Here is a 16,658-nt window from a genome sequence, read left to right as displayed (position 1 = left end):
AGATGATCAAGGCGCTGGAGGGCTGGCAGTTCGACGGCGTCAAGGGCAAGATGACCATCCGCGCCGAGGACCACGCGCTGCTCCAGCCGATGTACAGCGGGTACGCCGGAGATCGGGTGGCCGCCCCGCGCCTGCTGCGACAGGGCGAGCTTGGCCTGCCGGGCGACGCTGGCCAGGGCGGCGGCGCTGGGCCAGCGGGCCGCCGGATCCTTGGCCAGGGCCCGCTCGACGATGGCCCGGACCTGCGGCGGGATGTCGGCGGGGAGCGGCCGGGGCGCCTCGCGCACGTGCTTCATGGCGATCTCGAGCGGGTTGTCCCCCTCGAACGGCCGCCGGCCGGCCAGGCACTGATAGGCGACCACGCCGAGCGCGTAGACGTCGGAGGCGGGGGTGGCGACCGCGCCGGTGGCCTGCTCGGGCGAGATGTACGAGGCGGTGCCGAGCACCGAGCCGGCGGCCGTGAGCTGGCCGACCAGGTCGGAGCGGGCGATGCCGAAGTCGGTGAGCACCAGCGTGCCGTTCGGCCGGACCAGCAGGTTGCCGGGCTTCACGTCGCGGTGCACGATGCCCTTCTCGTGCGCGGCGTGCAGCGCGTCGGCGGCCTGGGCCAGCAGGGCCATGGTGCGGGCCGGGGTGAGCCGGCCGACCCGGCTGAGCGTCGAGGAGAGCGCGTCGCCCTCCACGTATTCCATCACCAGGAAGGCGATCTGCTGGTCGCTGCCGAAGTCGTAGACGTCGACCACGCCGGGGTGGTTGATGGTGGCCATGGTGCGCGCCTCGCCGCGGAACCGCTCGGCGAAGCCCGGCTCGTCGAGCAGGGCGGGGAGCAGGCTCTTGACCGCGACGGTACGGCCCAGCACCTGGTCGGTGCCGCGCCAGACGTCGCCCATGCCACCGCTGGCGATCCGCTCGTCGAGGCGGTAGCGGTTGCCGAGCTGCACCCCCGGGCTGAGCATGTCAGCGGCCTCCGTCGGCGATGGCCGCCGCCATGATCCGGCCGGCGATCCGGGCCGCCTCGGCACTGCCACCGCTGCCCGCCTGCTCCAGCTCGACGCAGACCGCCGAGACCGGGGTGCCGTTCTTGTCCAGCGCGAAGCCGATGAACCAGCCGTGGTCGGGGGTGTTGGGGCCGGACTGGGCGGTGCCGGTCTTGCCGCCGACGGTGTAGCCGTCGATGGCGGCCTTCCGGCCGGTGCCCTCCTTCACCACGTTCACCATCATGGACCGCAGGTCCTCGGCGACCGGGCCGCTGATCGGCCGGCGCAGCTCGCGCGGCTTGGCGGCGTCGTAGACGGTGGTGCGGTCCGGCCCGAGCAGCTGCTTGACCAGGTACGGCCGCATCTGGCTGCCGTCGTTGGCCACCGAGGCGGCGATCAGCGCGCCCTGCAACGGGGTCATCCGCACGTTGTTCTGGCCGATCGAGGACTGGGCCAGCGCGGCCGGGTCGGTGCTGCCGTCCGGGTTCTGCATGTCCCCGGTGCGGCTGGCCGCCACGGGCAGGCCACCCCTCTCGCCGGATTCGCCGACGGAGAGATCGTCCTGCTCGAAGCCGAACTGGCGGGCCTTCTCCTTGATCTTGTCCGCGCCGAGCCGGACGCCGAGCTGGGCGAAGCCGGTGTTGCAGGACTCCGTCACCGCTGTGCGCAGCGTGACCTGAGACTGCGGGCAGATCGACTGCGCGGCGTTGCGGATCGGCTGGCCCGCTCCGGGCGCCGTGTAACTCGACCCGGCCGGGATCTCGGTCTGCTGACCCACGCCGTTCTCCAGCGCCGCGGCGGCCACCACGATCTTGAAGGTGGAGCCGGGCGGCAGGGTCTCGGCGAGCGCCCGGTTCGCCAGCGGGCGGTCCTTGTCCTTTTCGAGCTTGTTGTATTCCGCCGCGGCCTCGGTGCTGTCGTGACTGGCCAGCGGGTTCGGGTCGAAGCTCGGCATGGACACCAGGGCCTGCACGGCCCCGGTCCGTGGGTCGATCGCGATGGCCGCGCCCCGCTTGGCCCCGACCTGGTTGTCGTTGAGCTGCTTGTACGCCGTCTCCTGGGCCCGCTTGGACAGCGTCAGCAGCACGTTGCCGCCACCGGTCTTGTTCCCGGTGAACATGTCCTTCACGCGGTCGCCGATGAGCTGGTCGCTGGTGCCTGCGAGGAACTCGTCCTCGAGCCGCTCGATGCCCGTCTCGCTGCCGTTGACCGGCTTCCAGCCGAGCACGTGCGCGTACATCGGCCCGCTGGGGTAGGTGCGTTGGAACTTCAGCTTGCCGGTGGTCTCCTTGCTGAGCGCGTACGCGGTGCCACCGACCTCGATGTTGCCGCGCTTGCGCTCGTACTCGGCCACCTGGACCCGGCCGTTGTAGTCGCTGTTGCGGTATTCGTCGGCCTTGTAGGCCTGGATCCAGTTCAGGTTGGCGAAGAGCAGCCCGAACAGGATCATGACGACCACGCCGACGCGGCGCAGGGGTGCGTTCACGGCCGGATCACCTCCGTGGGGGCACCGTGCAGCTGCTCCGGCGGGCCGCCCGAGGGCCGGGCCGCCGGGCCGCCGCCTCCGGTCACCGGCCGGCGGGCGCCGTCGGAGACCCGGAGCAGGACCGCGATCAGCAGCCAGTTGGCCATCAGCGAGGAGCCGCCGGCGGAGAGGAACGGGGTGGTCTGGCCGGTCAGCGGGATGAGCTTGCTGATCCCGCCGACGATGACGAAGACCTGGAGGCCCAGGGTGAAGGCCAGGCCGCCGGCGAGCAGCTTGCCGAACGAGTCCCGGACCGCCAGCGCGGCGCGCAGGCCCCGCTCGACGATCAGCAGGTAGATCACCAGCAGCGCGGAGAGGCCGAAGAGGCCGATCTCCTCACCGATGCCGGCGAAGATGAAGTCGGTCTGCACCTCGGGCAGCAGGGTGGGCTGGCCGCCGCCCGGGCCGGCCCCGAACAGGCCACCGGTGCCGAGCGTGAGCAGGCCCTGGACGAGCTGGTAGCCCCGGTCGTACGGCTCGGCGAACGGGTCGAGCCAGATCTGCGCCCGGTCGTAGAAGTTGGCGAACGGGCCGCCCACCGTGCTGCCCAGCACGTAGGCCAGGTAGGCGCCGCCGAAGAACAGGATCAGGCCGATGAGCAGCCAGCTCACCCGTTCGGTGGCGATGTAGAGCGTCACCACGAACATGCCGAAGTAGAGCAGCGACGTGCCCAGGTCCTTCTCGAAGACCAGGACCAGGAGGCTGATGATCCAGACCCCGAGGACTGGGCCGAGGTCCCGGCCGCGCGGGAAGTCGATGCCGAGCACCCGGCGGCTGGCCAGCGAGAGCACCTCGCGCTTGCGGACCAGGTAGTAGGCGAAGAAGGCGAGCAGGGCCAGCTTGGCGAACTCACCCGGCTGGATGGAGAACCCGCCGAGCCGGATCCACAGCTTCGCGCCGTTGATCTCGGAGAACCGCCCCGGCAGCACCGCCGGGATCATCACCAGCACGATGCCGGCCAGCCCCAGGGTGTAGGCGTAGCGCGACAGCGAGCGGTGGTCCCGCATGATCGCCAGCAGCGCGGCGGCGAGCACCACCGCGCCGAGCGTCCAGGCGAGCTGCCGCCCGCCGGTGCCGGCGAAGATGGCCAGCGTCTCCCGCTCCTCCGGAGCGGCCTGCGCCAGGTCGTAGCGGCGCAGGAAGCCGACACCGATGCCGTTGAGCAGGGCGACCGCCGGCAGCAGCGCCGGGTCGGCGAACGGCGCCAGCCAGCGGATCACGAAGTGCAGACCCAGGAAGACCAGCCCCAGCGCCGCGGCCGGGATCCAGAAGTCCGGGGTGACCGTGTCCAGCACGTTCGCCTCGACCGTCGCCGCGTACGCCGCCACCAGCACCATGGCGAGCAGGAGCAGGGAAAGCTCGGCGTTACGCCGGGACCGGGCCAGGCGCACGCCGGGCTGCTCGCCCGTCGAGGCGGGCGAGGCTGCCGGTACGGCGGCTGCGGTCACGGATGCGTCCTCGGGGTCGAGCCGGCACTCACTCCGGCGACCGGCAGCCGGCCGGGTCGACCGGCGGAACCGTGTCGGAGGGGACGGCTTCGGGCGTGGTGGTCGGCGTTGGCGTCGCCGTCGGCGTCGGCCCCGCGGCGGCCGTGGCCGTGGCCGTGGCCGTGCCCGACGGAACGGCGCTGCCGCTGACCGGCGGGGCCAGCGAGCTGCCGGCCACGGACGGGGTCGGGCTGGCCGGCCCGGCCGTCGGGCTGGGCGGGCAGAGCGGCTTCAGGTTCGGGTTGGCCGGGTCGTCGCTGGTCAGCTCGGCCAGCCGGCGCTCGGCGTCCGGCTCGCTCTTGGCCTGGATGCCCTGCTTGACCTGCTCCTGTGCGGCCCCGGTGAGGTCGTCGAGCTTGGCCTCGCTGGTGGCGTGCACGTTGGACAGGTCGAGCCCGGCGACCTGGCCCGGCACGCCGCGGAACACGGCGAGCTGCCCGTCGTCGGTGGCCCCGACGTAGTACTGGCGCTGGGTGTAGCTCCACCCGCCGAAGACGCCGCCCCCGACGATGACCAGCAGCGCCAGCAGCATCGCCGCGGTGCGCAGCGGGTGCCGGCGGCGCCGGTCGGCCTCGTCGTCGCGGTTGTCCACCGGTTCCTCGGGCGCGGGCGCCCGGGGGGCGGACAGCGCCGAGGCGCGGGCCGCCGGAGTGGAGACGTCGGCCGAGGTGGCCATGCCGCGGTCGCGGGCGGCGGCGCCGCCGACGATCGGGGACGCCTCGACGATGTCCTGGTCGGTGGCGTCCGCGATGATCACCGTGATGTTGTCCGGGCCGCCGCCGCGCAGGGCGAGCTGCACCAGCCGTTCCACGCACTGCTGTGGGTCGGTGTATTCGCGCATGGTGTCGGCGATGGTGTCCGCGCTGACCACGCCGGAGAGACCGTCCGAGCAGATCAGGTAGCGGTCACCGGGGAGCACCTGCCGGACGCTGTATTCCGGGTCGATGTCCCGGCCGTCCAGCGCCCGGGTGAGCAGCGAGCGCTGGGGGTGGCTGCTCGCCTCCTCCGCGCTGATCCGGCCCTCGTCGACGAGCATCTGGACGTACGTGTCGTCCTTGGTGATCTGGGCGAACTCACCGTTGCGCAGGAGATAGGCCCGCGAGTCACCGATGTGGACCATGCCGAGCTTGCTGCCCGAGAAGAGGGTCGCGGTGAGCGTGGTGCCCATCCCCTCCAGCTGCGGGTTGGCGTCCACGGTGTCGCGGAGTTGTTGGTTGGCGGTGCCGACGGCGGAACGCAGCGCGTCGACGAGGGCGTCACCCGGGACGTCCTCGTCGAGGGGCGCCATGGCACCGATGACGATGTTGCTGGCGACGTCACCGGCGGCCATGCCGCCCATGCCGTCGGCAACGGCAAGAAGCCGCGGCCCGGCGTAGACGGAATCCTGATTACCGTCTCGGATCAGACCGCGGTCGCTGTGGGCCGCATAGCGCAGGGTCAGAGTCATGGCCGTAATTCGAGGGAAGTGCGGCCGATCCGGATCGGCACGCCGAGGGGGACGGGGGTTGGTCCGGTGACCTTAGCGCGATCCAGGTAGGTGCCGTTAGTCGATCCGAGGTCCTCGACGAACCACTGCCCGTCGCGCGGCACGAGCCGGGCGTGCCGCGCCGAGGCGTAGTCGTCGGTGATCACCAGGGTCGAGTCCTCGGCGCGACCGATGGTGATCTGGGCCTCGCCGAGGGTGATCCGGGTGCCGGCCAGCTGCCCGGCGGTGACCACCAGTTGGTGCGCCGCCCGGCCCCGCTTCACCTTCGCCGGCTTCGCCGGCTGCCCGGTCGAGGCCCCGACCGCGCGTGGCGTGGCCACGAGGCGACCCGACCGGGCCCCCGCGAAGAGGTCCCGGCGGATCACACCGACCACCGTGAACACGAAGATCCACAGCAGGATGAGGAACCCGAACCGGGCGACGGTGATGACGAGTTCCGGCAACTCGGGTCAGCCGTCCACGCGGAAGGTCAGGGTGGTCGTGCCGAGCTGGATCATGTCGCCCGGGTTGAGGGCGACCGCGGAGACGCGCTGGCCGTTGACCATCGTGCCGTTGGTGGAGCCGAGGTCGGTCAGCACGACCTGGCCGCCGTCGAAGTCCAGCCGGGCGTGGCGCCGGGAGATGCCGACGTCGGGCAGGCGCAGGTTGGCCTGGTCGCCGCGGCCGATCACGGTCGAGCCCATCTGGAGCGGGTAGGTGCGACCGTCGCCGGAGACCAGGCGGACGTTGCGGCCACCGCCCTGTCCCGGCGGCGGGCCGTAGCCGCCACCCTGGTCGTAGGCGGGGTAGGCCGGGCCGGCGTCGTAGCCACCGGGCGCGGAGACCGGGGCGACGTCGCCGCCGGTGTAGACCTCCGCGGTGACCCGGAACATGCCGGTGTCCAGCCCCTCACCACGCTCGACCTCGACGATCACGTCGCCGTAGACCGTCCACGCCTGCTCGCCGATGAACTCCGCCTGCGACTGGGCCAGTTCCTGGGCCAGCGCGGCGGCGTACGGCGCCAGCCGACTGTGGTCGTACGGCGAGAGATCGATCACGTAGCGGTTGGGCACCAACGTGCGCCCACCGGCCAGGATCGCCTTGTGCGCCTCGGCCTCCCGCTGCATGGCGTTGAGGATCTCCACGGGGTGGACCACCCCTTTGAAGACCTTGGCGAAGGCCCCCTCGACCAGGCCTTCCAGACGCTTCTCGAAGCGTTGCAGCACGCTCACCGGCTCCTCCTCGGTTCCCGAGGCCATGATGGTATCCGGACACCGCCTCCGCAGCTCACACGCCGCTCGGCCGGCTGCCGGCGGCCCGTTCGTGACCAGCCCCGCAGTCGTGCTAAAGTTTCGACCGCCACGAACGGTGATCGCTCGTGGCGATGACCGGGATCAGCGTAATATGTCCGGGCACCCGCCGCAGACGGCGGGAGCAGGATGAGATACGGTGTTGCAGGTCAAGCCACGGGGAAGTGGCGGAATGGCAGACGCGCACGGTTCAGGTCCGTGTGCCCGAAAGGGCGTGGGGGTTCAACTCCCCCCTTCCCCACCATGACGAGGGCTCCGCAGTCAGCGGGGCCCTCGCGTCATATCGGGGCGTGCCGGACGTCACGCTATGCTCCGATGGTTTCCCTGCCCCCGATGGACCAGGAGTGGCGTGTGAGTGTCGCGTTGGTGACCGGTTCGGGCGGTCTGATCGGCTCCGAGGCGGCCCGGCACTTCGCCGGGCTCGGTCTCGACGTGGTCGGCATCGACAACGACATGCGGCGATACTTCTTCGGCGAGGACGGCTCGACCGCCTGGAGCCTGGACCGCCTCGCCGCCGAGCTGGGCCGCGCCTACACCCACCACGCCGTCGACATCCGCGACCGGGACGGCCTGGAGCAGGTCTTCAAGAAATACGGTTCGGACATCGCCGTGGTGATCCACAGCGCCGCGCAGCCGAGCCACGACTGGGCCGCCAAGGAGCCGTACACCGACTTCGACGTCAACGCCGGCGGCACCCTCAACGTGCTGGAGAACACCCGCCGGCACGCCATCGACGCGCCCTTCATCCACTGCTCGACCAACAAGGTCTACGGCGACCGCCCGAACGGCCTGCCGCTGATCGAGCTGGAGACCCGCTACGAGCTGCCCGAGGACCACCACTGGTACGACGGCATCACCGAGGACATGTCGATCGACGAGTCGCTGCACTCGATCTTCGGCGCCTCCAAGGTGGCCTCGGACGTGATGGTCCAGGAGTACGGCCGGTACTTCGACATGAAGACCGCCTGCTTCCGGGGCGGCACGCTGACCGGCCCGGCGCACTCCGCCGCCGAGCTGCACGGCTTCCTGGCCTACCTGATGCGCTGCGTGATGGAGGGCCGGACGTACAACCTCTTCGGCTACAAGGGGAAGATGGTCCGGGACGCGATCCACTCGCGGGACGTGCTCACCGCGTTCGAGGCGTTCTTCCGCGCGCCGCGCTCGGCCCAGGTCTACAACCTGGGCGGGGGCCGGCACTCGAACACCTCGCACATCGAGGCGTTCCGGATCGCCGAGGAGATCACCGGCCGGGTGGCGAAGATCAACTACGTCGAGCAGGCCCGCACCGGCGACCACCAGTGGTACGTCAGCAGCATGGCCCGGTTCGAGGAGCACTACCCGGACTGGAAGATCACCTACGACGTGCCGATGATCCTCCGGGAGATCTACGAGGCGAACGTCGACAAGTGGGTGCCGAAGGCATGACCACCGGCACCAAGCGGAACGTGCTCGGCGTGCTCGTCGACGCGACGGACTACGCCCGGGCGACCGAGGCCGTCGTCGCGGCGGCGCACGACCGCCGGCCGCTGGCCCTCACCGCGCTGGCCGTGCACGGCGTGATGACCGGGGTGCTCGACCCGGCGCACAACGCCCGGCTCAACTCCTTCGACGTGGTCACCCCCGACGGCCAGCCGGTGCGCTGGGCGCTCAACCTGCTGCACGGCGCCGGCCTCACCGACCGGGTCTACGGGCCGGAGCTCACCCTGCGGGTGCTCGCCCGGTTCGCCGACGAGGGGCTGCCCGTCTACCTCTACGGCTCCACCGAGGAGACCCTGTCCCGCCTGGTCCCGGCCCTGGAGCGGAAGTTCCCGGCGCTGAAGATCGCCGGTGTCGAGCCGTCCAAGTTCCGGTCCGTCCAGCCGGGCGAGGACACCGAGATCGCCGACCGGATCAAGGCCAGCGGCGCCCGGCTCGTCCTGGTCGGGCTGGGCTGCCCCCGGCAGGAGATCTTCACGTACGCCATGCGGCCGCTGCTGGACATGCCGCTGATGGCCGTCGGCGCGGCGTTCGACTACCACGCCGGGCTGCTGCGCAACCCGCCGCCGTGGATGCAGCGGGCCGGGCTGGAGTGGTTCTGGCGGCTCGGCCTGGAGCCGAAGCGGCTCTGGCGCCGCTACCTCATCCTCAACCCGGCCTACCTGGCCCGACTGGCCGCGCAGAAGACCGGCCTGTGGAAGGCCACCCCGCCGCCCCCGGCGACCGGGCGCCCCGCCACCTTCGACGTCTGACCCCGGCACGACGTCCGGCGGCCACCCCGAAGGGGACCGCCGGACGCCGGTGGGAGAGGTTGGCTCAGGAGACGTTCACCGCCGTGTCGTCGATGACGAACGACGTCTGGAGGGACCAGTCCTCCACGCCGGTGAACTTGATCTGCACGGTCTGGCCGGCGTACGCGCCCAGGTTGAACGACCGCTGGGCGTAGCCGGTGTTCCGGTTCAGGTTCGAGTAGGTCGCGAGCGTGGCGAGCACCGTCCCGGACGAGTTCAACACCTGCACCCGCAGCGTGTCGTACGCCGTGCCGGTGGTGGTCTCGGCCGTGTCGATGTGCAGCCAGAAGCTCAGGCTGTACGAGGTGCAGCCGGCCGGCAGGCTCACCGACTGGGCCAGCGTGTCGGTGTGCGAGCTGCCGTAGCCGTCGAGCCAGGCGTTCCAGGTGCCGGTGCGGGGCGGCTGGCCGGACGAGCCGTGCTGGCCGATCACCCCGGAGGTCGCGGTCCACCCGGCGCTGCCGGACTCGAAGCCCGGGTTGGCCAGCTTCTGCCCGCCGCCCGTGCAGCCGCCGGTGCCCGTGACGGTGAGCGAGTACGTCGCCGTCTTCGTGCCCGACGCCGCGGTGCCGCTGATCGTCACCGCGTAGGTGCCGGCCGGCGTGCCGGCCGAGGTGGTGACGGTGAGGGTGGACGAGCCGCCGGAGGTCACCGTGGCCGGGTTGAACGAGGCGGTGGCGCCGCTCGGCAGGCCGCTGGCCGAGAGGCTGACGGACTGGGCGGAACCGTTGGTGGTGGCCGTGGCGACGGTGGCGGTCACCGAGCCGCCGGGCGCGGTCGAGCCGGAGGTGGGCGAGACCGAGACGGAGAAGTCGTTGGTCGGCGGCGGGGTGGTGCCGTTGACCACGTAGAGCAGGCGGTTCGGCGTGCCGGTGCCCACGTTGGTCACCACGTTCGGGGTGGCGTTGTTGACCAGGCTGTCCCGCACCTGCTGCGGGGTCCACGAGGGATTCGCCGAGAGCACGAGCGCCGCGGCGCCCGCGACGTGTGGCGACGCCATCGAGGTGCCGCTGATCGTGTTGGTGGCGGTGTTGCCGGTGTACCAGGCGGAGGTGATGTTGACGCCCGGCGCCAGGATGTCGACACAGGTGCCGTAGTTGGAGAAGCTCGCGGCGGCGTCGTTGTTCTGCGTCGCCCCGACGGTGATCGCCGACGCGACCCGGGCCGGGGAGTAGTTGCAGGCGTTCTGGCGGTTGCCCAGGATGTCGCCGTTGCCGGCCGCCACGGCGTACGTGATGCCGGAGTTGATCGAGTTGGTGACCGCGGTGTCGATGGAGCTGTTGGCGGAGCCGCCAAGGCTCATGTTCGCCACCGCCGGCTTCACGGCGTTCGCGGTGACCCAGTCGATGCCCGACACCACCTGGGCGTTGGTGCCGCTGCCCTGGCAGTTGAGCACCCGGACCCCGACGATCTGCACGCCCTTGGCCACCCCGTACGACGAGCCGCCCACCGTGCCCGCGACGTGCGTGCCGTGGCCGTTGCAGTCGTCGGCGGAGCCGCCGTCCACCGCGTCGAAGCCGGAGACGGCCCGGCCGCCGAAGTCGTTGTGCCCGAACAGCACGCCGGTGTCGATGATGTAGGCGCGCACGTTGGCGGCCGTGTTCGGGTAGGTGTAGGAGCTGTTCAGCGGCAGGTTCCGTTGGTCGATCCGGTCCAGGCCCCAGGACGGTGGGTTCGTCTGGGTGCCGGCGATGGAGACCGTGTGGTTCTGTTCCACGTACTCGACGGCGGGGTCGGCCGCGATCCGGGCGGCGGCCTTCGCGCCGACGGTGAGTTCGAAGCCACGCAGGGCGGCGCGCCACGTGCGGGCGACCGTGCCGCCGTGCCGGGCGGTGAGCCGCTGCGCGGTCTCGGTGACCCGGCTGGGAGCGACGGCGTTGTCCTTCAACACCACGATGTAGCTGTCGGCCACGGCGGTGGGACCACCGGCGGCGCGGATGGCGCCGGTGGGTTCGGCGGCCGAGGCGGGTGACGCGGCCGCGAGCATGGTCAGGGCGGCCACTCCGACGAGTACGGACCTGTGTGGGAGACCCATCTCCCTACCTCCCTCCGACCGGCACAGGACCGTCCGCCCGGTGAGGCACCGGCGAATCGACGCTGACCGATCGTTAAGAGGCTAGGTCAACAGGGGAAACACTGTGAACATGCCGGATCCGCCATAACGTCGACGGGATGACCCCTACGGGAGGGCGTACGGGAGGAACGGGGGTGCCGCCCCGGATCCGGTGGACGCCGGACCGGGCGAGGCTGAAGCCATGGACGAGCATCTCACCGTGCTGCTCCCCGTCGCCGCCGACTGGCTGGTCGCCGGCGTGGTGGCGGACGGCCTGCCCCGGCTCGACCGCGCCCGTGCGCTGCGCCGGCGTACCGGATGGTTGTCCGCCCTGGTCCTCACCGGCCTGGCGCTGACCGCGGCGGTCCTGGCGGTGGGCCTGCAGACCGCCGGCACGACGGCGCTCGACCGGGCCGCCGCCGGGCTCACCCTCGCGGCGGCCCCGGCGCTGGTCGTCGCGGTCTGCACGGTACGCCGGGTCCGCCGGCTGCGGGCCGGCGCGGGCGCCTTCGCCACCGCGCCGGACACCCCGGCCCCGCACGGCCTGCGGGCGGCCGCGGCGCACCCGCTCATCGGGCTGCCGCTCCAGGCGACCGCGCTGGCGGCGCTCGGCGCGCTGCTCCCGGCCGCGGGCGTGGACCTGTTCGCGACTCCGGCCGTCACCGGGCCCGCGATCACCGTCGCGGTGCTCGGTGTGATCACGATCGGGGTACGCCACGCCCTGCGGCACAACCGCCTCGCCGAGCGGGCGCTGCCGCCGGCGGCCGCCGTGTCAGCGCGTGCGGCCGGTCCCCTGCACGTATAGCAGTTCCAGGATCGCCCGGGTCGCCTCGAACCAGCGGTCCAGCCAGCCGGGCGGGGGCACGCTGCCCCGCGGCGGCAACTCCATCAGCAGCCCGCGCAGCAGCGGATGGTCCACGAGGGACTCCGGCTGCTCCAGCGGCCAGCCGGTCGGCGGGAACGACGGCTCGGTGAGCGGATTCGGGTCGAGCGACGGCAGGGAGAGCGGCGGGCCGGATTGTTCCGGGGCGGCCGTGTCGCGGCCGCCGATCTCGCCCTCGCCGGAGCCCACCTCGGTGAGGACGCTGTCCCGGCGCGCCCCGCGGTACTTGCCACCGAACCGCTCGGGCTTGCCCGGGCCGTTGGTCAGATTCTCTGAACCGATCGTCGTCATCCGTCTCGCCTGCCTCGTTCGGTTGCCGATCTGTGCGGTTCAACGAGGCGGGACGGAACTGGCGACGGGTGGCCGGACCCGGCCGGAGCGCGGACGACATGGTCCCGCCCGGCGACGCTGCCGGGCGGGACCACGCTCTGGGGCGGGACGCCGGATCAGCTCCGGCCGAACGTACCGCCTCTGGCGCCGGCGACGAAGGCGTGCCAGTCACCCGGGGCGAAGACCAGGGCAGGGCCCGTCTTGTCCTTCGAGTCCCGGACGCCGACCGCCCCGGTCACGTACGCGACCTCCACGCAGTTGTCACAGTTCGGCCCGCTCTTCGAGCTCTTGAACCACGTCGCCTGCGTCAGGTCCACGGGGAACTCCTTGGTCGCCATTTCCACAACGGCTCCTCTGCCAGTTTTGCGATGTGTGCGATGGACTCCTCCGGGCGAATGGCCGCGGCTCGAATGTGATCGAAGATGAAGCTGTACTTCTGTAGTTCGTCGCTCTTCTCGAGGAAGAGCCCACCCGTGGCGTTCTCCGCGTACACGACATCGGGATCACTCGGTTCGGGGAAGCTGAGGATCGTGAAGGTCCCGTCCATGCCGGCGTGCGCGCCCACCTCGAAGGGCAGGACCTGCAACGTCACGTTCGGCAGTTCGGCCACCTCCACCAACCGTTTGAGCTGGCCACGCATCACCGCGTCGCCGCCAACCGGCCGGCTCAGCACCGCCTCGTCGAGCACCACCCACAGATCGACCGGATCGTCCTGGATCAACAACGACTGACGGCCCAGTCGGACACGCACCCGCTGTTCGACCTGTTCGGGTGTGAAGTCCGGCCGAGCGGCCCGGATCATCGCCCCCGCGTACTCCTCGGTCTCCAACAGGCCCGGCACGACCTGCTGTTCGTACGCCCGGATCGAGCTGGCCGCCGCCTCCAGTCCCACGTACGCCCCGACCAGCACCGTGCTGTACGGATGCCACCAGCCCTTCTGCCGGGCCTCGCGAGCGATCTGCACCAGCTCGTCGCTCTCGGCCCCGACCACCCCGTAGATGCGGAGCATGTCCCGCACGTCCCGGGGTGTCGCGGTGGTGTGACCGGTCTCGATACGGGAGATCTTGGAGGCCGAACACTCCAACTGCTCGGCGACCGTCTCGATGGTGATGCCGGCAGTTTCCCGCTGCCGGCGAAGTTCCGCCCCCAGCCGTCGACGCCGGATGGTCGGGCTGCGCCGTTCACTCACGACGCCACCCCACGGGTCGATGGACGGGGAATCCCATTCCTCGCGCGCACCCGGCTACCTCCGGTCGGTCGCGCCCGGTGTCACACCCGCCGGGGCGCGACCGGCGTACGGCGGGCGAGCGTTCGCGGCAGGGGGTGGTGCCGGTCATCGACCGGCCGCGACGGGCGAAACCGGCGTCCAGTGTGCCGCCCCGGGACCGGAGGCTTCAAGCGTCCCGTTCACGTGTCCTGCTCGCTTATCGGCAAAAGACGACGTGCAACTTGCATGAAGCACGTCACTGATGCACTCTGTCGGTATGGCACGGGTTACTCACCGTCTTCGCATGATCTCCGGGCGTGGTCGCACCACGGGCCGCGGGACGGCAGGAGGGGAGCCGTCCCGCGCCGTTCGACCTGCACCGGGATGAAGACCCCGCCGCTGCACGCCAGTTTGGCTGTGGCGGCGGGAGCGGTAACCGGGAGCAGCCGGGTGATGGTCGGGTGGCGGTCCGCCACCGCGGATACGGCCCGACCACCACCGACCCACTGATCAGCCGGTCCACGAGGTAGACCCCCCGGCACCGGACCGACCCGTCCCCCGATCAGCCTCGCCGGCCCGCCCGCCGGCCGACCCTCCCCAGGAGCCGATGTGCTTCCCCGCTCCGGTGACGTACTGCACGTGACTCGCGCGGCGAGTGTCCAGTTCCTTCGACCGATCATGTTCCGGGTGATCCGGGTGCTCGACTGGCCGACCTACGACGGTTGGCTCTGGCTCGACGGCTACGAGTTGAACGCGGCGGGGGACGCGGTCAACCGGCGGTCGATCTTCGTACAGCAGGAGGGCTTGGGGCACCGCCAGGCCGCGCCCGCCCCGCGTCCGCACACCGTCCGGACGGCCCGCCGTCCGGTGGCCCGGACCCCGGTCCGGGTCGGCTGACCTCACGAATCCCGGTCGGGGGGCGTGCCACCGCCATAGAATCGGTATGCCCACCCCGGCAACGCTCCACCCGCGCGCTCCGGACCCTGAACCTGGGATGGTCATGGTCAATCTGCCCGCCGCGCGGCGGCACCACCGTTCCCGCATCGGCTACGCCCTTGGGCTCCTCGTGTTCCTCGGCGCCGCGACCGCACTCGCGCTCGTGGTCCGCCACCCCGCCTTCTCCGCCACCCAGGAGTTGACCGAGCCGGTCCCGGCTCCGGAGATCACAGTTGCCGGGGAGGGCAACCGGCCGGCCACCGATCCGGAGGAGGACGAGCCCGACTGGGTCGATCCACCGGCGGCCGGTGTGCCCGGCGGCGACCCGGGCGGCCCGACCAACCCGGACCAGGCCGGCACCGGCGCCGGGGAGGAGGCGCTGGCCGAACGCCCGTCCGCTGAGACCGACCTCAGCCGGTCGCTGTTCTACTCGGGGCTGCTCGGCCTCGCCATCTCGCTGGCCGGGCTGGGCCTGGTCGCCACCAGACGCAGACAGTGGTGACGGTCAGGGCGTGGCGGTGGCCGTCGGCGGAGGCGTCGTGGTGGCCGCCTCCGTCGTGGGCTCCGCCGGCTCGGCCACCACGATGGTGACCCGATCCCCCTCGGCAACCGGCTCGCCGGCCGCCGGGTTCGTGTCGATCACCGTGCCGGCCGGCTGGTCCGACGTCCGGCGCCGCACCCGGTAGTCCACGCCCAGCCGGTCGAGGGCCTCGCGGGCCGCGGACTCCGGCAGGCCCACCAGCGGCGGCATCGGCACCTCGGCCGCCGCAGTGGTGGTCGGCGGGCTGCTCGGCGGCGAACTGCTCGGCGCGGCCGTGCTCGGCGTGACACTGGTCTGCGGAGCGGTGCTCGGCACGGCCGAGGGCGACAGGCCCGGCTCGGCGTCGCGTTCCGCCGCCCGGAGTGCCAGCCAGACCCCCACGCCGATCAACGCGATCAGCACCAGCGCGAGGATGCCCAGCAGGATCGGCATCCACCAGCGGCGACCCGCCTGCTCCTCGGAGTACCACTCGGTGCCGGGCTCCGGATACCCGGCCGGCCGCGGTGGCGGGACTCCGGCGCGCCCCGACCAGGCGGGGCTGACCGGCTCCGGCCGGGTGGCGTCGACCGGCCGCCGCGCCCCGGCACCGCCGTCCCCGCGGGGCAGCGGGCGGGTCGCATCGCCGGCCGCCGGCATGGCCCGCGTCGCCTCCGCCTCCTCCGCGCCGGCCGGTTCCCGCGCCACCGCTCTGGTGGCGTCGACGTCCTCGCCGCCGGCCGGTTCCCGGGGCATCGCGCGGGTGGCGTCGGCATCCTCGGCGAAGGGGCGGTCGGGTGGCGTGGCCCGGGTGGCGTCGGGGCCGGCGCCGCTCCGGTCAGGAGGCAGCGCCCTGGTCGCGTCCGGGTCCCCGGCCGGTGGCTCCTGACGGTCGTCGCTCATCGCACGTCCTTTCCCCACCGGGACAGGGCGGCCTGGCCCTCGATCGTCCACGGTAGCGGTCCGCCCGGCCATCGGCAGGCATCAGCGCGCCGGACCGCCGGTCACGGCGAGGGGAGCGGGTTGGCGGTCGGCGCCGTGTCGGGCTCCTCGCCACAGGTGAGGGTGACCGGGTCGTTCCAGCGGGCCGAGCTGCCACCGACCGGGTCCTGCGCGGTGACCGGGCCCTTGCGGCCGGTGCGGTAGCGGGGGTAGAGACCCGCCGCCACCAGGTCGTCCGCCGCGTCGGCGCAGCTCTGGGCGAGCAGGTCGGGCACGGCGACGGCGGGTGCCGGGCCGGCGACCCAGAGGGTGACGGTGACACCGCGCTTCACCGGCGTACCGGGTTCGGGGGAGGTGCGCTCGACGGTGCGGCCGGAGCCGCTGCCGAACACCAGCCGCCAGCCCAGCCTGCGGTCCCGCAGTTCCCGTCGGGCCTGCTCGAAGTCGGCGCCCACGAGCTGCGGCACGGTCAGGCCGGCGGGAGTGGTGGTGCGGGTGCCGGTCGGCCGGTCGTCGCCGGCGCTCGGCGGCGCGGCGGCGGGCGTGGTCGCCTCGACGGAGGAGATGGTGGGGCCCGCGGCGGGCGGTGCGGCGGGCCGGTCCGGCTCCCCGGCCAGCACCCAGCCGCCGCTCGCCCCGATGACCGCCAGCAGGACCGCCGCCAGGCCGCCACCGAGCAGCAGCCTGGTCCGGTCCGGCCCCGGTTCGTCGCGTACCCCGGGCTGCCGGTCCGGGTACCCCTCGTCCGTCATCGCGTCC

At 72.3% G+C, this 16,658-nt stretch carries 16 protein-coding genes, 1 tRNA gene and 1 pseudogene; 6 read left to right on the top strand and 12 right to left on the bottom strand.

Going from position 1 to position 16,658, the window contains the following annotated elements; all coding sequences use genetic code 11:
- Positions 1-66: 66 nt before the first annotated feature.
- The 6 genes and pseudogenes from ABZV78_RS11225 to ABZV78_RS11200 form a co-directional block, all read right to left on the bottom strand.
- Positions 67-956, bottom strand: a pseudogene (locus tag ABZV78_RS11225) (serine/threonine-protein kinase); the annotation flags it as partial.
- A 1-nt stretch (position 957) separates the two neighbouring features.
- Positions 958-2,463 (bottom strand): penicillin-binding transpeptidase domain-containing protein, encoded by a 1,506-nt coding sequence (locus tag ABZV78_RS11220; RefSeq protein ID WP_355637580.1) that lies wholly within the window; start codon positions 2,461-2,463, stop codon positions 958-960.
- The gene (locus tag ABZV78_RS11215) at positions 2,460-3,839 is read right to left on the bottom strand and encodes an FtsW/RodA/SpoVE family cell cycle protein (protein WP_355637588.1); all 1,380 of its coding nucleotides are present in this window, start codon (positions 3,837-3,839) and stop codon (positions 2,460-2,462) included. The genes ABZV78_RS11220 and ABZV78_RS11215 overlap by 4 nt, the downstream gene beginning before the upstream one ends.
- Positions 3,840-3,978: 139 nt before the next feature.
- Positions 3,979-5,436: a PP2C family serine/threonine-protein phosphatase gene (locus ABZV78_RS11210; protein ID WP_355637578.1), complete on the bottom strand. Its 1,458-nt coding sequence runs from the start codon at positions 5,434-5,436 to the stop codon at positions 3,979-3,981.
- Positions 5,433-5,918 carry an FHA domain-containing protein gene (locus ABZV78_RS11205; RefSeq protein ID WP_355637576.1) on the bottom strand — a complete coding sequence of 162 codons (486 nt, stop codon included), beginning with the start codon at positions 5,916-5,918 and terminating at the stop codon, positions 5,433-5,435. Before ABZV78_RS11205 ends, ABZV78_RS11210 begins: the two co-directional genes overlap by 4 nt.
- Before the next feature lie 6 nt (positions 5,919-5,924).
- Entirely contained in the window at positions 5,925-6,713 is a 789-nt protein-coding gene (locus tag ABZV78_RS11200; protein WP_355637574.1) for a DUF3662 and FHA domain-containing protein, read from the bottom strand.
- A gap of 209 nt (positions 6,714-6,922) precedes the next feature.
- Here ABZV78_RS11200 and ABZV78_RS11195 point away from each other — a divergent pair.
- The 3 genes from ABZV78_RS11195 to ABZV78_RS11185 all read left to right on the top strand — a co-directional run bounded on the left by ABZV78_RS11195 (position 6,923) and on the right by ABZV78_RS11185 (position 8,992).
- A tRNA-Leu gene (locus ABZV78_RS11195) sits at positions 6,923-7,008 on the top strand.
- Between the two features lie 71 nt (positions 7,009-7,079).
- The gene (locus ABZV78_RS11190) at positions 7,080-8,189 is read left to right on the top strand and encodes an NAD-dependent epimerase/dehydratase family protein (RefSeq protein ID WP_355637572.1); all 1,110 of its coding nucleotides are present in this window, start codon (positions 7,080-7,082) and stop codon (positions 8,187-8,189) included.
- Positions 8,186-8,992 (top strand): WecB/TagA/CpsF family glycosyltransferase, encoded by an 807-nt coding sequence (locus ABZV78_RS11185; RefSeq protein ID WP_355637570.1) that lies wholly within the window; start codon positions 8,186-8,188, stop codon positions 8,990-8,992. Before ABZV78_RS11190 ends, ABZV78_RS11185 begins: the two co-directional genes overlap by 4 nt.
- Positions 8,993-9,056: 64 nt before the next feature.
- On the opposite strand, the gene ABZV78_RS11180 is transcribed toward ABZV78_RS11185, so the two are convergent.
- Positions 9,057-11,066 (bottom strand): S8 family serine peptidase, encoded by a 2,010-nt coding sequence (locus tag ABZV78_RS11180; protein ID WP_355637568.1) that lies wholly within the window; start codon positions 11,064-11,066, stop codon positions 9,057-9,059.
- Between the two features lie 220 nt (positions 11,067-11,286).
- Between ABZV78_RS11180 and ABZV78_RS11175 the strand changes: the two genes are divergently transcribed.
- Positions 11,287-11,889 carry a hypothetical protein gene (locus ABZV78_RS11175; RefSeq protein WP_355637566.1) on the top strand — a complete coding sequence of 201 codons (603 nt, stop codon included), beginning with the start codon at positions 11,287-11,289 and terminating at the stop codon, positions 11,887-11,889.
- Here ABZV78_RS11175 and ABZV78_RS11170 read toward each other — a convergent pair.
- The 3 genes from ABZV78_RS11170 to ABZV78_RS11160 all read right to left on the bottom strand — a co-directional run bounded on the left by ABZV78_RS11170 (position 11,857) and on the right by ABZV78_RS11160 (position 13,486).
- The gene (locus tag ABZV78_RS11170) at positions 11,857-12,258 is read right to left on the bottom strand and encodes a hypothetical protein (RefSeq protein WP_355637564.1); all 402 of its coding nucleotides are present in this window, start codon (positions 12,256-12,258) and stop codon (positions 11,857-11,859) included. The two genes, ABZV78_RS11175 and ABZV78_RS11170, sit on opposite strands and share 33 nt — an antisense overlap.
- Before the next feature lie 155 nt (positions 12,259-12,413).
- The gene (locus ABZV78_RS11165) at positions 12,414-12,635 is read right to left on the bottom strand and encodes a DUF397 domain-containing protein (RefSeq protein ID WP_355637562.1); all 222 of its coding nucleotides are present in this window, start codon (positions 12,633-12,635) and stop codon (positions 12,414-12,416) included.
- Positions 12,605-13,486, bottom strand: a complete 882-nt coding sequence (locus ABZV78_RS11160) for a helix-turn-helix transcriptional regulator (RefSeq protein WP_355637560.1) — start codon at positions 13,484-13,486, stop codon at positions 12,605-12,607. The genes ABZV78_RS11165 and ABZV78_RS11160 overlap by 31 nt, the downstream gene beginning before the upstream one ends.
- 627 nt (positions 13,487-14,113) lie before the next feature.
- Here ABZV78_RS11160 and ABZV78_RS11155 point away from each other — a divergent pair.
- Positions 14,114-14,401: a hypothetical protein gene (locus ABZV78_RS11155; protein WP_355637558.1), complete on the top strand. Its 288-nt coding sequence runs from the start codon at positions 14,114-14,116 to the stop codon at positions 14,399-14,401.
- A 97-nt stretch (positions 14,402-14,498) separates the two neighbouring features.
- Positions 14,499-14,942, top strand: coding sequence for a hypothetical protein (locus ABZV78_RS11150; RefSeq protein ID WP_355637556.1), 444 nt, complete (start codon positions 14,499-14,501; stop codon positions 14,940-14,942).
- Positions 14,943-14,945: 3 nt separating this feature from the next.
- Here the strand turns inward: ABZV78_RS11150 and ABZV78_RS11145 are convergent, their stop codons facing one another.
- Together ABZV78_RS11145 and ABZV78_RS11140 are read right to left on the bottom strand one after the other, a co-directional pair.
- On the bottom strand, positions 14,946-15,860 hold the full coding sequence (locus ABZV78_RS11145) for a PASTA domain-containing protein (protein ID WP_355637555.1): 915 nt from the start codon (positions 15,858-15,860) through the stop codon (positions 14,946-14,948).
- Between the two features lie 101 nt (positions 15,861-15,961).
- Positions 15,962-16,651, bottom strand: coding sequence for a PASTA domain-containing protein (locus ABZV78_RS11140; RefSeq protein WP_355637553.1), 690 nt, complete (start codon positions 16,649-16,651; stop codon positions 15,962-15,964).
- Positions 16,652-16,658: the final 7 nt, after the last annotated feature.

The sequence above is a fragment of the Micromonospora sp. NPDC004540 genome, from assembly GCF_040610095.1.
In the GTDB taxonomy this organism is placed as follows: domain Bacteria; phylum Actinomycetota; class Actinomycetes; order Mycobacteriales; family Micromonosporaceae; genus Micromonospora.
The sequence above is the reverse complement of the archived record's forward strand: the minus strand, read 5'-3'. Positions and strand labels throughout refer to the sequence as shown.